Below are 14867 nucleotides of genomic sequence, written 5' to 3' on the forward strand. Positions count from 1 at the left end.
AATGTTGCTAATCAACGCTATCAGGGTTGGGGTAACATATGTTTATTGACGCGGGAGCTGTGGCGGCTCAAGAACCATTTGATCTATGCATCGTAGGTAGCGGTCCAGCAGGACTAACTATTGCCCGTCACTTTATAGATAAAAAAGTTAGAGTTCTGGTCCTAGAAAGCGGCGATGGACCTAATGCCGAATTGACCGATGCATTAAATAGCATGGGCATCGTCAGAGAGGGTGGCTATGATGGCAAGCTAACCTACGCCCTTCCCAGCGGATCCGGGTTAGAGCTATCGCGTTATCGTGGCTTTGGCGGCACAATGAATAAGTGGACAGGTCGCATTCGCCCTCTCGACAGCAGTGATTTTGATCGTCCAGGCCTCACCAAATGGCCAATTTCCTATAATGATTTAGTGCCATGGTATAATCTTGCACTGCAGGATTTCGGAATAGCAAATCTAGATGAGTTCCTGCGGTTAACGAGAAATATCGATCGATATTTTTATCCTATTTCTCGCGATAGTGATGTCGAAACGAAATCTTGGCTAGAAATCCAGTCAACACTCATAAGTGATACCTATGATATTATCGAAAAATCCCAAAATATACATTGCGTTTTGGACGCCACTGTATCGAAGATAAATTGCGAAGGGCAACTGGATTCTAACTCTGTTAATCTTTTAGAGTTCAAAGACAGCAATCAAGCCATACATTTTGCTAAAGCGAAAACTTACGTTCTAGCCTGTGGTGGGATAGAAAACGCCCGACTATTACTGAGCGCTAGAAACAATCAAGCTGAAATTGCACCTGCAGCAAATAGTAAGTGGGTAGGAGCGTGCTTCATGGAGCATTTTCATGTTCCTGTGGCAACGGTCATCCAGCCTAAAACAATGAGCTTTCCTTTAACAACAGCGATTGATGTTTCCAACGAGGAAAACACGGTGTTCGCGAGCGGACACATCGGCATTAAACAAGCCAAACTCAAGAAAACGGGTCGTAGTAATGGCGTTCTGGGTTTCACCCCACCAACCAATGAATGTGGAGATACGTACCAAATTCAAGAAGTTATTGCAGAGTTCGAACAGCTCCCAAATCCACTTTCCCGGATATCGATTTCTAATGAAAAAACAGATCCATTAGGAAACAGCCTTCCTGTGGTAGAATGGTCCATGTGTCCGTCGTCGAATGATTTGAGACTATTTGTGTTTTTGAAGATTGGAGTTTCCGGCTCGGTTTTGGGTTTGATTTAAGCGGCTTTGGCCTGGTGGTTCAAGCGGCGTTTTCTGATGGTGTCTCGTTTGATCCTTTCGCGTTCGAGCAGGATGGTCTGTGCGCGTCCGAAGTAGACGTCGGCGGGAGTGAGATTGTCGAGGCTCTCATGGTAACGGCGATGATTGTAATGCTCGACGAAGGCTGCAATCTGGGCTTCGAGGTCCTCCTTGAAGAAGTAGTTTTCAAGCAGGATGCGGTTCTTCAGCGTCTGGTGCCAGCGTTCGATTTTCCCTTGCGTCTGCGGGTGGCCGGGAGCGCCGTGAACCTGGTCGATCTTGTATTTCTCCAGCCATTCGCCGAGATCGGAGGCGACGTAACACGAACCGTTGTCCGACAGCAGACGCGGCCGGTGCTCAACCTTGACCTTGTCACAGCCTGAGGCGGCCAATGCAAGATCGAGTGTATCGGTGACGTCATCCACCTTCATGCTGGTGCACAGCTTCCAGGCGATGATGTAACGGGAATAATCGTCGAGGATGGTCGATAGGTAAAACCATCCCCAGCCGATGACCTTCAGGTAGGTGAAGTCGGTTTGCCACATCTCGTTCGGCCTCGTGGTCTTGTCCTTGAACTCGTCATTGGCCTTGATGACAATATAGGCTGGCGACGTGACCAGGTCGTGAGCCTTGAGTAAGCGATAGACCGAAGCCTCTGATACAAAATAACTTTCCGTATCAGTGAACTTCACCGCCAGTTCACGCGGTGACAGGTCGGCATGATCGAGCGCCAGTGCGATGATGCGATCCCGGATATCGTCAGGGATACGATTCCACACCCGCGAAGCTGCGGACGTCCGCTCTTCCAGTCCTTCGACACCGTGGGCAAGGAAGCGACTATACCATCGATAGAAGGTTGGCCTTGGAATGCCCAGCTTTTCCAGCGTCTGCCTGGCTGACAAATGCGACTGCTCCACAAGCCGGATGATCTCAAGCTTTTCGGTGGCGGGATATCTCATTCGTCGTCGCCCCCATCCCCGATCATGCTTTTTTTGAGCAGGCGGTTTTCCAGGGTGACGTCGGCTAATGCCTCCTTCAGGTCACGGCTTTCACGACGCAGCGCTTTTACTTCGTCGCTGGTGGCAGAACGGGCGGTGTCGCCTGCAAGGCGCTTCTTGCCAGCTTCAAGGAATTCCTTCGACCAGCTATAATACAGGCTCTCTGCAATCCCTTCGCGGCGGCAGATCGCAGCAATGCTGTCTTCCCCGCGCAGACCTTCCAGAACAATACGGATTTTATCCTCGGCCGAATAATGTTTACGCGTGGCACGACGGATATCTTTGATCGTCTTCTCCGCAGAAGACGTTTGGGGAACGGGTTTCTGTCTCATCTTTGCGTCCTTTGATAAAGCTATGATGAGCCGAAAACCCTCTCTTCTCAATTAATACAATTTGGTCTCATGGGCGTTGATGTCGGACAAGGGGAAAAGAACTTTTTTTACATAGTTTACATTTCCAACTATAAGCCCAGGTGCACGATTAATGCACTCTGAAAAAACCTGAAAAACAAAAAGTCCAATAAACAAAATAAGTGCATATTCCGCATCTGACGAATTACTATGCTCCCATCTTGATTTAAAAATAACACTAAAGACGAATGTATATATAGCCAACATCATTATCGGCTGTACTAATGCCCACAATAAACCGCCAAATGTTCCTCTATATCGCGTAGCCACTTCCCTCGAAGCTAACGAGAATATTAAGGCTCTATTTTTCCAGAATCTTTGAAAGAGAGAAGCCGGACTTGCTTTAAATTTTTCCATGATTTCCGATTATCAATTGTTATCCGCTTGTCATTTTTACGTGCCGTTTTAGTTTCTATAGAAACTTTTGTCACTTAACAGTTTATAGAAAAATTTAACATTTTGAGGGCTTCAGTTCCTGCTCACCAAATGCGCTACACGTCAGCATCCTTAAGCTCACACGATGAGACGAATATGTTTAGCTTTTACAAGATGCGCTTGGCGTAGCCCATCTCGGCTCAACCCCATCAAATGCCCCCGTCGCTATTTCTTTCTTTGATTCATTAAGGTGAAAATGAACGTCTTACTGAGAGATTTGATGTCTTAGTCGGAAGCACATATCCACCGAATTAAATCCTTTTCTCGGCTCCCGATAATGTGCCGCGCGTTAGTGATCGGTCGACTTTTTACAGTACAATCTTTGTCGTGCAAAATGTGGTCTTTTGACGGCTGGACACAGAGTCATTATGATCGGGCGCGCCCTGATTGCATTTATTTTTTAACGACGCGCTCCAACCAGTTCGTTCGCTCGTCAAAGGTTATTTCTCTGGGATTGGTGGCTAGACGCCACCTCTAAGGCCCATTTTTGTGATATCGAGGTGATAAACAATATCTTTGTTCGTGTTCACTGGCACTGAGCAACGAAGAGCGCCTACGATGATCGCGAGAGACATTCTCAAGGCGACTTTACGCACAGAATACACGGAGCTGTTGATGTAAAAAGCCGTTCGATCCATCTTAGCCTGACGGGCAGTCATATTGTTAACAATTCAACAGCGTCCAGCGCCATCTAAACCCGCATCTGATTCACCAGCTAAAAGTCTACGCAGTAAAATAAATATGAAAGCAACATATCTCAAGCAACCATGCTACAAAGCTATGGAATTTGGTCACTTACATGGCTGGGGCGCCTGGATTCGAACCAGGGAATGCCGGTACCAAAAACCGGTGCCTTACCGCTTGGCTACGCCCCAACAAATCAGATCAAAGCGATCAGTTGCGCGGGCTTATAACCGCTCCCTGTGTTAAGCGCAATCGCCAATTAAAATTTCTGGCAAGCTTTACAACATTTGGGGATAACTCAATTCAACCGAATTGAAGACAAAATCCAGCAGGGTCCATAATGCTTTGCGTTCTCCATCAAAACTGCTATCGGGAATAGACAGTATTTTTTTGGTTTTTGTAATGTTTTTGCTGCTAGCCGCATCCCTCGCAAGCGCCATTCTTTGCGGCGCGAGCCTTTACATTTTTGCAAAAACTTTGCCCCAGAGCTTCCTTGCGGCGGGGTTCAGTTCACGCTCAAACCATACCATTGTTGCGCGGCAAATCGGTGGTCTCGCTCTCGTTCCTGCGATCTTAACGTCTCTTTTGATGTTTGGAACCGATCTCGGACTAACTATTGAACTTGTAGCGTGCCTCTGTGGCGCATCAGCCTTACTCTGGATTGTGGGCGCACTAGATGATCGTTTCGACATTTCCGTTTTAGTACGTTTCGGGTCTCAACTGCTCGCATCAAGCCTCGTGGTCTATGGATTAGGCCCGGACTTTCGGCTTATGGCAGAAATCCTTCCTCATTGGTTGGAAGTGACGTTGATCATCATAACACTTGTCGCTGCAATCAATATCACCAATTTCATGGATGGTCTCGACTGGATGACATGCGTCGGCATCGGCATCCCTATGGCAGGATTAGCCTTACTGAGCTTATTTCAACTTGCGGGCCTTGATAGCGGTACACTCGGCGCAATTCTTGTCGGCGGGCTCTGCGGTTTCGCAATCTTTAACCGCCCTCCAGCCAATATTTTTCTTGGAGATTCCGGCAGCCTCCCGCTTGGCCTCATAGCAGGTACAGCACTTCTGCTACTGGCAAAAGAAACCCATTTAGCCGTCGCGCTCATCCTTCCTCTATATTATATTTTGGATACCGGAACGACGATGGCCGCACGTGCAGCAAATGGCGAAAACATTCTCAAAGCACACTCCAAACATGCTTATCAGATCGCCAAACGGTCTGGATGGAGTGTATTTAAAGTTGTCGGCCACGTAGCATGTTTGAATTTAATATTGATTGCATGCGCAACAGCAATCTTGCAATTCGATCATTTGCTTGCACAAATTATATTTCTACTTGTAGCACTCGTCCTCGTATTATTACTTTTATTAGATTTTCGCGGTCATTTTAGGAAGCTATAACACTGAATAGAATTCTACGCACAGCATCTACATCGCCAGTCGCCATGGCTAAGTTCAATGCATCAAGGCTTAACGGAATGTCGACACCGCCCATATTTCTCTTAGGTGCACGCATTATTTTAGGATGACGCGTGGTCTGAGCCTCCGAAGGATCATAGAAAAGTTCTTCAAACATTTTCTCACCTGGACGAATGCCCGTTATCTCTATCGCGATATCACCGTCTGGCGTTTCGGGACTGCGAACAGTTAATCCAGCGAGCATGATCATGTTCTCAGCCAAATCGCGAACCTTTACCGGTTCACCCATTTCAAGAAGAACTGTATCGCCCGTCTGCGCAACCGCACCCGATTGTACGATAAGTTCAGCAGCTTCCTTAATCGACATAAAATATCGCGTCATGTCTTCATGCGTTAATGTTACGGGTCCGCCATTTGCAATCTGTTCACGGAAAAGCGGAACGACGGAGCCATTGGAACCCAAAACATTTCCAAATCGAACAGAGTAAAAAACAGCATTTTCAGCCAACAAGCCGTAATGGCAGACAATCAGCTCTGCCCAGCGTTTTGTAGCTCCCATGACATTCGTTGGCCGAACGGCTTTATCTGACGAGATAAGAACCATTCGTTTCACATTCGTGGCCAACGACGCAGCGGCAACATTTAATGTTCCGAAAACATTGTTGTCGATGCCGATTAACGGATTCTGCTCAACAAGAGGCACATGCTTGTAAGCCGCACAATGATAGACGGTATCGACCGCGTGCGAACGAATCGCATTTTCTATAGACTTTTGATCCGTTACGGTACCCAGAATAGGAATAACAGGGCATGTTGCAATTTGGCGCAACTGGCGTTCAACCTGATAAAGGGCAAATTCACTGCATTCAAAAAGAACAATGCAAGCAGGCTTCCATTGTGCAATTGTCCGGCACAAGTGACTGCCGATAGAACCACCCGCTCCCGTAACCATGATCCGACGACCTTCAACCACCTCGCGCAGAAGATCGACATCAGGCGGAACGGGCGAGCGCCCCAAGAGGTCATCAATCTCAACATTGCGGAGTGAACTTACGAGATATTTCCCCGCGGTCAAATCTGCGATTGGCGGAAGAATTCGCGTACTAACCGGAAGGCGTCCGAGAAGGCGCGCAAGCGTTTGCCTCTGCTCCTTATCAAGGCCCGGCTCAGATATGACAACCTGTTGAACACCAAAATTCTGGATAAGCGCGGGAATATGATCAATGCCATAGACCCGCAAGCCAACAATATCCATGCCATTGAGCTCGCCAGCAGGATCGATGAAACCAATAACCTGTGTATCGCTATGACTTCTCAAAGCTGTGGCGAGCTGCCGCCCGGGTTCACCAACGCCAATAATAAGGGCAGTGCTCGAATAAACTTTAGTCATTTCCGAGCTGCGCAAAAGCCATTTCGCCCCAAATCTGCTTGCAGAAATAAGCACTGTGCTCAACAGCCAATAAAGAAGTGGAACCGAACGCGGCAAGCCAGCTCCGCCATAGGATTCCATAAGAAAAACAAGCCCAACCCAGAACAGCGCGGCTATAGCTGTCGCCTGGAAAATCGGCCAGATAGCCCGTTCGGCCAAATAACGAATGATCGCTCGATAAAGACCGAAGCGAATAAATACAGGTACGGCCAAAACAGGTGCGATTACGATAAGAAAAACTTGAGTCGGGTTTGGAATAAACACAAAACCCAAACGCATAACAAACGCCAAATAGGCACTCAGAAGCAGTAATATGCAATCGCTAAACAGTAAGATTATCTGCTTACTCAAGCGCGGTAATAAAGCGAGTCTCTGCCAAGGCGACCTAAAATTCATATGAATATACCGGCCCTCTACAAAGAGCATAGCCCAAAAAGCCATCAATGACGATCAGGCATATTAGACAATTTAGCGACATCAAAGCTTAGCGAAAATACCCAGCCAAAAATCACTATTAATAGTCACCCCGATAACATGAGTCTTCGTGTAGCACTACATCAATCGAGATTTCTGCCAGTTACAAACAATATGCCGCACCTTTAATAGAGCCCTGTTTTGAATACAACCCCGTACCCAATAATTCATTCTCACGAATTTAAACTCAATGATAATTTAGGTTTTTAGTTCCCGCATTCTGTGGATCGGGTTCAGGGTGAAACGATCAGGCTCTGGTGTCCATATCTTGCAGATGTATTCGTCAGGCGTGCGTCCACTGAGTGTCATGAGTCTTCGTGCACTGTTGTATGCTGGGATAAAATCGGCGAGGTGTGTGCGCAACTGGTTGTAGCTGTCGTAATGGAGGCACTTGACAGTAGCATCCCTGATCGTGCGGTCCATGCGATTGAACTGACCTTTGATCCATGATTAGTTGGGTTTGTTCAGCCGATGCTCAATCCCGTTTGCCTCGCAGATAATGTCGAAGCGCATCGGACGGGAGGTTATGGTCTTCCTGTCGGCCTTGTCAACGAGTTGTGTCACGGCGAACTTGCTGGTGCGGTCTATATCAACGAACAAGTATAGTTTGCCTTCAACGGTCTAGACCTCAGCAATGTCGATAAGGAAGAACCCTATGGCGTAACGCTTGAATTTTGACCGCTTCGTCTTGTCGCCCTTCCCATCAGGCAGACGCGATGTGCCATGTCGCTGCAAGCAGCAATACAGCACTGATCGCGTCAGGTGAGGGATTGAGGACTACAGAGCATAAAGGCAAATCGTCCAAGGGCAGCAGCGTATGGCGCCGGAATGCCACGATCATTGCCTCTTTCGGCTCGGTCAGAACAGTAGACCTCGGCTCCGTAGGACCAGTCTTCATATCCTCGACTGTCGTTCGTTCGCGCCACTTCGCAACAGTCTTGGGGTTTATGCCAAACTCCCGGTTCAACTGCGCGAGCGAAGCTTTTGATCGCTGTATTGCTGCTCTGAGGGCGTGCGCGGTCGTAGCGCTGCCGTGCGACTTTGTCCCATGAAGCGTTCTTCCATTCCTGAGAAAGGATCGCTACCACCGTTGGTCGCAGAGGCGTATTTGTCATCATATTCTTGAGAAAATGGCGGCATCGGGCCCTGTGCCGGAAGAGCTTTCCATCGATACTACGCATATCAAGGCACATCGTTCTGCCCGAGGCTCAAAAGAGGGGCGTGGCGTAAGCGATTGGCACGTCAAGTGGCGGAAAAACAAGCAAAATCCATTGTTTGGCCGATGATTGCGGCAGATAGAGCGCCTTTTATGCAAGCTCAAAAACTAGCGACTTATCGCAACGCGTTGCGATAGTCTTGCTGTAAATTGCATTTCAGCTTTCGCGCTCGTATCAGCTCTAGTTGCGTGTATTTAATGAGGCACCATCCTAGAGACAAAGTCCACGCCGGAAAACCGACGCGGCTACCCCCCATTCACAAGTGTCAACACCAGTTGCTCGACATTGCCGCCTGAACCCATTTCGATACGGTCAAAATCCCGGCCCTGCTGACGCTGAACAGCGACCAGTGCATTGATACGATCGATCAATTCGCGTCGCATTTTCTGACATTTCGGATCGTTGGGAATGGAAAGCCCGACCGTGGTCCGCACGATCTCGCGCGTCATATCCTTGGCGGTTTCGCCATGCACAAGCTCATGCTTATAGATACCATCATAAAAACGCTCCCAGTTTTCTTTCACTGGAGAGGATAATTTCTGCGATGGCTTTGGCAGCGTATAGGTGATTTTCAGTTTCGGCTTTGCCGACACAATCGTGCAGCCATTGTTGGAATTGTCAAATTTGCGATCCCATGTCAGCACATAGGTCGTATGCGCAATAACGCGCGCAATTCCAATGCGTGGCCCTTTCTGGCCAATGGATTGGTAAAGCTCTGGACCTGTGCGACCGCTAATCGCATAAGGCTTTATAATTTCGACAGCTTTCCAGTCGTCTTCTGCCTGCGCCTGGCCCGACATCACAACACCGAAAACAATACCAAACACAGCTATGCGCACGAGAACTCCAACCAAACGGAAAATCACTGCGCGCACGCTACAGTATCAGAGCGCAGCGCAGAAGCCCTTTCATGCCCTCGACGGCTGAGAATAAATTTCTGGTAAAACGGCACTACAGGAATGATTGACTATATCTTCATATTTTCGTAGATACGTAGTTATGAACAATAACGACCCAATCGACCCGGGTGTAAAAACCCACCTCGCGGCCGACAAGGCAAGTGAATTTCTCAAAACAATCGCCAACAATCACCGGCTGATGATCCTTTGCCGGTTGCACGGAGGTGAGAAGTCTGTGGGACAGCTTGCCGAGTTAATTGGCCTACGGGATTCGACTGTCTCACAACATCTGTCTCTGATGCGCCGCGAAGGAATTGTTGCCAGACGACGTGATGGCCAGACAATCTGGTATCGCGTTGAAAGCGATATTGCGCAGCAGGTGATGGCGGTCATTTGCAAACATTTTCAGATGCCAGCAAACAGCTAGTTGGTGACTGAAGGCAACTGCTTAAGCGATCATAAAGAAGTATAGATCATGACTGACCAGACCATCGCCAGACGCAATATTTTCGTGCTAACCGCAGCACAAGCTCTGGGCGCTGCAAGCCCACCGATCATTATTTCGCTGGGTGGACTCGTCGGCCAGCAGCTTTCTTCCGATCCGGCGCTGGTTACACTTCCCGTCAGTTTATTCAGCCTTGGGCTAGCGCTTGGCACCCTGCCAGCCGCGTTCATCATGCGCGCCTTCGGACGCCGCAACGGCTATTTATTGGGCGCGTGTTTTGGCATCTCTTCCGGCCTTGTGGCGGCGCTTGGCATTTTCACAAGCTCGTTCCTTATTTTCTGCCTCGGAACCTTCATTGCAGGCTTTTATGCGTCTTACGTGCAGAGCTACCGTTTTGCGGCAACCGATGCCGCGACAGGCACACTGAAAGCACGTGCCATTTCATGGGTCATGGTGGGTGGGCTGATAGCGGCCATCATCGGGCCGCAGCTTGTGATCTGGACGCGGGACGCGTTGCCAGAAACGCCCTATGTCGGCAGCTTTATCAGCCAAGCAGCGCTCGCGCTGCTCGCTATCCCTGTTTTGATGCTGTTTCGCTCGCCCAAGACGGCAAAGGCCGCCCTTGCCGGAAACATGGGCCGTCCATTGACGCAGATATTGCGAAACCCACGCTATATCCTTGCTGTCGCCGCGGGTGTGGTTTCCTATGGCCTGATGACCTTCGTCATGACCGCTGCGCCAATTGCAATGGTCGGCCACGGCCATTCTGTTGATCATGCCGCACTGGGCATTCAGTGGCATGTGCTGGCGATGTTTGCGCCAAGCTTTTTCACCGGTCTGCTGATTACCCGCTTTGGCAAAGAGCGTGTAACTGCCATTGGCCTTTTCATCATCGCACTTTCGGCAATCGTTGCCTTATCAGGCGTTGATCTCGGCCATTTCTGGTTTTCTCTTATTTTATTGGGTGTCGGCTGGAATTTCGGCTTCATTGGTGCAACGGCTATGGTCGCTGATTGTCACACACCGGAAGAACGCGGCAAGGCACAGGGCGCAAACGACTTCCTCGTTTTCGGAACGGTTGCTTGCGCATCTTTCTTCGCGGGATCACTGCTGCATTCGTCCGGCTGGCAGACAATCAACTGGCTAATCTTCCCGGCGGTTGCGTTCATTCTAGTTCCGCTGGTCTGGCAATCTGCACGAAAGAAAAAGACTAGATTACCAGCCTAAACAAAAAGCCCGCCCTGATCGCTCAGGGCGGGCTTTTTTAAATAAACCGCGAGATTTACTGTTCGATTGTGCGGTTCCAGCGATTATTGAGCTGCTGACGACCTTCGTTGACGGCATCCCAATCGAGCGTGTTGGCTGTTTTCATGTAGCCATTAAACGCATCGAGCTTGGCCTGCGCTTCCGGCGTGCCGGCCTTCGCCTTCAGGTTTGACGGGATCACGTTGCCATGATCAAGCGCCTTGCTCTGCGCATCAGCCGAAAGCAGATAATGCGCCAGCTTCTGGCTCAGTTCCGGTTCGTTGTTGCCAGCAAGAACGCATTCGGTCACGGCAAGAATAACGGAGCCTTCCTTTGGCTGTGCATATTCAACCGGAATGCCCTTGTCCTTCAGATTGTTGACGCCGGTTGGCGTCAGCGGGAAGATTGCTGCTTCGCCGGTCTGAACCATTTCGGAAATCTTGGCCGATGACGGGATAAATTCCAGAACGTTCTTGCCAATGGTGTCCGGGAACTTTTCAAAACCTGGTTCGAGGTTCTTCTCGTCGCCGCCCTGAATGCGGTTGAACATCAGGAATGCATGCAGACCAAAAGTCGAAGCCGAAGCCGACTGAAACACAACGGCCTTGTTGAACTTCTCGTCCGCGAAATCCATCCAAGAGGTCGGAGCAGCCCAGCCCTTTTCGTCGAAGAGTTTCTTGTTATAAGCAATGCCTGTCATGCCCATATCGACGCCGATTGCCATGTCGTCTTTCAGACGCGCTGCTGGCTGAATGTCAGCGAGAACGGCATCATCAGTAATCTTCTGGCAGAGGCCACCATTGATTGCGCGGACCATGACGCCGTCATCAAGCAGCATGACGTGCATCTGCGGCTTGTCCTTCTGCGCAGTTGCCTTGGCGAGAATATCAGCCGAAGTGCCCGGAACGACGACAACCTTGACATTGTTGGCTTTTTCAAATTCCGGCAGAACGTGCTCGGTATAGGCGCGCTCCATGTTGCCGCCATTCATGCCAATATAGAGCGTCTTGGTTTCAGCCGATGCGCCCGATACGAAAGCTGTAGACAGGCCGAGTGCCATTGCCGTCATTGCAGTAATGTGTTGATTTTTCATGCTTAGTTCCCTTCCATGTTAAGCTTGATATTGGTTAAAGTAAAACGGTTGATCGAAAAGGCTTCGATCGGTGTTTCTGTCTCGCCTTTGGTCGCGAGATCGCACAGAACTGCGCCCACGGCAGGTCCGGTCTGGAACCCGGCACCATTAAAACCAAAGGCGTGATAAAGATTTTTGACGCGGCTGCTTGGCCCGATCACCGGATTATCATCCGGCATTTCGGCTTCAGTGCCCGACCAGAAGCGAATGACCTGCGCATGCTTGAGATGCGGGAACAGCTCGATTGCGCGCAGCATCACTGCGGATGCCGCATTGACTGAAGGCCGCGAAAAATCCGGATTTTCAAGCGGCGTACCGCGTCCGCCACCCATGACATAATTGCCGCGGGTGACCTGACGACCGTAGAAGCCGCCGCCTTCTTCGCCAAGGCTCATCGGCAAGCGAAACGGCATTGGCTCTGTCACAACCATTGTGGGATAAATCCGCGTCAACGGAACCGGCTCGCCGAACGAAGCAGCAAACTGACCTGACCACGCCCCTGCGCAATTGAACAGAAGGGGAGAGCGAATTTCGATGCCGTTTCCAGCCAGAATGGCAAAGCCGTCACCAGTCTCACGCGCTTCAATGACCGGTGTGTTTTCCAGCACGGTGGCACCTGCAGCCTGTGCGGCGCGGGCAAAAGCAGGCGACACCAGACGCGGATTGGCATTTCCATCTTCCGCACAAAGCGAAGCACCGGCCACATCGCCCGGAAGCCATGGAAAACGTTCGCGCACAGCATTGCCGCCGATCAGTTCAAGCTCCAGGCCGAGCGGTTTGACTTCGTCGGCATAGGCTTCAAGCTTGGCGAAATGCGCTTCTGTTCGGGCAAGTTTCAAATGTCCGCTACGGCTATATTCGCCATCAATGCCGATCAGTTCCGGCAGACGCGCCCATAATTTGTGCGAACGCTGTGCAAGCGGCAGCTGTTCCGGCGTGCGGCCCTGCCTGCGAACGCCGCCATAATTGACGCCGCTTGCCTGCGCACCGCAAAAGCCCTTATCGAGCAGGATGACCGACAGTCCGGCCTGACGCATGAAAAGCGCCGCCGATGCGCCGACAATCCCGCCGCCAATAATAACCGCATCCGCCTGAAGTTGTTTCATCATGACGATGCGCCTTCCCTGGACGGAGCGCCAAAGCCGAGCGGGATCGGCTTGACCGGCGCCTGTGCACGGATACGCCCGAATTCTGCAGGCGTTTTGTCCTGCATCGACGCCAGAAGTTCGGCGGCGGCTGCGGTACACATGCGCCCCTGACAACGGCCCATACCGACACGGGTCAGCGCCTTCAGCCGATTGATTTCCCGCGTGTCGCCCTGGCCGATGACGTCTTTTGCGTCGCGCACCGCAATTTCTTCGCAACGGCAAAGCGTGACTTCATTTGCAACCGTGTCGAACCAGTCGCGTGGGAACGGAAATGCTTTTTCGACGATCAGGCGCTCGCGATAGATATGATCGAGCTTGGTGAGAAGCCCGCGTTCCATGTCTTCGTCAAACGGCAGGTTCATATCGCGGAGCAATGCGATCGCGGCCAATGATCCTCGAATTTCAGCGGCATCGGCACCGGCAATGCCTGCACCGTCACCCGCCACATACACACCGTCGCGGCTTGAACGGCCAAGCCTGTCAGCTGCCGGAAGCCATCCACGGTCGCGTTCTTCAAAGCGGAATTCGCATCCGGCGAGATCGGCAAGCTGGGTTTCAGGGCGCAGCGCAAAACCATAAGCCAGCGCATCGCACTGAGCCTCGCGAACGCGCTTGCCCGTGCGAAAGCGAATGCCTTCAACATGGCCCTCACCCAGAACCTCATCCGGCCGGACATTATAATGGATCGGCACGCCACCAAGTTTCAGACGCAGACCATAATAAGCGCCGAGCGCCACAATGCGCGGCGCATAAAGCGCGAGATGTGCCAGATGAAACTTGGAGGTGAAGGGTGCCGTGTCGAGAACCGCTACGACCTTTGCACCGGCATGGTGATATTGCCAGGCCACCAGATAGAGCAGCGGTCCCGAACCCATGAACACCACCCGCTCGCCAACCGTACAGCCTTGCGCTTTGAGTGCGGTCTGCGATGCGCCAAGCGTATAAACACCAGGCTTGGTCCAGCCTTTAAACGGCAGAACCCGGTCGGTCGCGCCGGTTGCGAGAATGAGATGGCTGTAGGCCAGCTGGCTATGCGAGCCGTTGGTCAGCAGATCAAGACGATCGCCCTCGCCGCGCGTGATATTCCAGACGAGCGTTTCCGGGCGATAATCGATTGCGCCGCGCAACGCGTCAAAAGTCTTGTGCAGCACTTCAGCCTTATGCGCTTCCGATCCGTAACGCGCTTTATAGCTGCGGCCATCATCAAACGGCGGACGGCGATAAATCTGGCCACCGGATCGAAAGCCTTCATCAAGCACAATGGGCTTAAGACCCGCTTTGACCAGCGTTTCAGCGGCGCGGATGCCTGCGGGACCAGCGCCAACAATAACCGGATTGAGCAACGCGCTCATAATGCAGGCTCCGTCACAAAGGACATACCATCTTCCAGAAGTGTCGTGCAGGCACGTACCCGCCCCCCTTCATTGGTCATCACATGACAATCCTGACACGCGCCAATCAGACAGAAGCCCGCACGCGGTTCCCCGGTAAATTCGGTATGACGCAGCTTTCCCTGCACCGAGAGAATGGCTGTCAGCACGGTATCGCCACGGCGACCCTCAAACGGCACGCCGTTAAGCGAGAAGCTGACCGGCTGTTCATTCAGCCGATAACGTCTGCGAAATTGCGCCACGGCAGGCAAAACCGGGATTGACATGATT

The 14867-nt window shown here is 51.1% G+C and carries 12 protein-coding genes, 1 tRNA gene and 1 pseudogene; 4 read left to right on the forward strand and 10 right to left on the reverse strand.

Annotation, left to right across the window (positions count from 1 at the left end; all coding sequences use genetic code 11):
- Positions 1-38 precede the first annotated feature (38 nt).
- Positions 39-1244, forward strand: coding sequence for a hypothetical protein (locus RI570_RS12415; RefSeq protein WP_313828852.1), 1206 nt, complete (start codon positions 39-41; stop codon positions 1242-1244).
- Here the strand turns inward: RI570_RS12415 and RI570_RS12420 are convergent.
- From RI570_RS12420 to RI570_RS12425, 3 genes are all read right to left on the reverse strand, one after another.
- Positions 1241-2592, reverse strand: a protein-coding gene (locus RI570_RS12420; protein WP_313828854.1) for an IS3 family transposase whose coding sequence is annotated in 2 segments (ribosomal slippage) — positions 1241-2256 and positions 2256-2592 — 1353 coding nt in all. Because the reading frame shifts where the segments join, the coding sequence is not laid out codon by codon here. The two genes, RI570_RS12415 and RI570_RS12420, sit on opposite strands and share 4 nt — an antisense overlap.
- Before the next feature lie 51 nt (positions 2593-2643).
- Positions 2644-3027, reverse strand: coding sequence for an ABC transporter permease (locus RI570_RS21675; protein WP_409558667.1), 384 nt, complete (start codon positions 3025-3027; stop codon positions 2644-2646).
- An 878-nt stretch (positions 3028-3905) separates the two neighbouring features.
- A tRNA-Gln gene (locus tag RI570_RS12425) sits at positions 3906-3980 on the reverse strand.
- Positions 3981-4191: 211 nt separating this feature from the next.
- Here RI570_RS12425 and RI570_RS12430 point away from each other — a divergent pair.
- Positions 4192-5199 (forward strand): glycosyltransferase family 4 protein, encoded by a 1008-nt coding sequence (locus RI570_RS12430; protein ID WP_313828855.1) that lies wholly within the window; start codon positions 4192-4194, stop codon positions 5197-5199.
- On the opposite strand, the gene RI570_RS12435 is transcribed toward RI570_RS12430, so the two are convergent.
- The 3 genes and pseudogenes from RI570_RS12435 to RI570_RS12445 form a co-directional block, all read right to left on the reverse strand.
- On the reverse strand, positions 5186-7042 hold the full coding sequence (locus tag RI570_RS12435; RefSeq protein WP_313828856.1) for a nucleoside-diphosphate sugar epimerase/dehydratase: 1857 nt from the start codon (positions 7040-7042) through the stop codon (positions 5186-5188). The two genes, RI570_RS12430 and RI570_RS12435, sit on opposite strands and share 14 nt — an antisense overlap.
- A 276-nt stretch (positions 7043-7318) precedes the next feature.
- A pseudogene (locus tag RI570_RS12440) lies at positions 7319-8117 on the reverse strand (integrase core domain-containing protein).
- A 465-nt stretch (positions 8118-8582) separates the two neighbouring features.
- Positions 8583-9137 carry a DUF922 domain-containing Zn-dependent protease gene (locus RI570_RS12445; RefSeq protein ID WP_313830019.1) on the reverse strand — a complete coding sequence of 185 codons (555 nt, stop codon included), beginning with the start codon at positions 9135-9137 and terminating at the stop codon, positions 8583-8585.
- A gap of 199 nt (positions 9138-9336) precedes the next feature.
- Between RI570_RS12445 and RI570_RS12450 the strand changes: the two genes are divergently transcribed.
- Complete coding sequence (locus RI570_RS12450; RefSeq protein ID WP_313828857.1) at positions 9337-9663, forward strand: metalloregulator ArsR/SmtB family transcription factor; 327 nt, start codon at positions 9337-9339, stop codon at positions 9661-9663.
- A gap of 48 nt (positions 9664-9711) precedes the next feature.
- Complete coding sequence (locus RI570_RS12455) at positions 9712-10908, forward strand: MFS transporter (RefSeq protein ID WP_313828858.1); 1197 nt, start codon at positions 9712-9714, stop codon at positions 10906-10908.
- Between the two features lie 55 nt (positions 10909-10963).
- Here RI570_RS12455 and RI570_RS12460 read toward each other — a convergent pair whose 3' ends face one another.
- From RI570_RS12460 to RI570_RS12475, 4 genes are read right to left on the reverse strand one after another with little or no spacing between them, the layout of a single operon-like run.
- On the reverse strand, positions 10964-12019 hold the full coding sequence (locus RI570_RS12460; RefSeq protein WP_313828859.1) for an ABC transporter substrate-binding protein: 1056 nt from the start codon (positions 12017-12019) through the stop codon (positions 10964-10966).
- A 2-nt stretch (positions 12020-12021) separates the two neighbouring features.
- Complete coding sequence (locus RI570_RS12465; protein ID WP_313828861.1) at positions 12022-13167, reverse strand: FAD-binding oxidoreductase; 1146 nt, start codon at positions 13165-13167, stop codon at positions 12022-12024.
- On the reverse strand, positions 13164-14558 hold the full coding sequence (locus tag RI570_RS12470) for an FAD/NAD(P)-binding oxidoreductase (protein WP_313828863.1): 1395 nt from the start codon (positions 14556-14558) through the stop codon (positions 13164-13166). The genes RI570_RS12465 and RI570_RS12470 overlap by 4 nt, the downstream gene beginning before the upstream one ends.
- Positions 14555-14863 carry a (2Fe-2S)-binding protein gene (locus RI570_RS12475; RefSeq protein ID WP_313828864.1) on the reverse strand — a complete coding sequence of 103 codons (309 nt, stop codon included), beginning with the start codon at positions 14861-14863 and terminating at the stop codon, positions 14555-14557. The genes RI570_RS12470 and RI570_RS12475 overlap by 4 nt, the downstream gene beginning before the upstream one ends.
- Positions 14864-14867: the final 4 nt, after the last annotated feature.

It is taken from the genome of Brucella pseudogrignonensis, assembly GCF_032190615.1.
In the GTDB taxonomy this organism is placed as follows: domain Bacteria; phylum Pseudomonadota; class Alphaproteobacteria; order Rhizobiales; family Rhizobiaceae; genus Brucella; species Brucella pseudogrignonensis_B.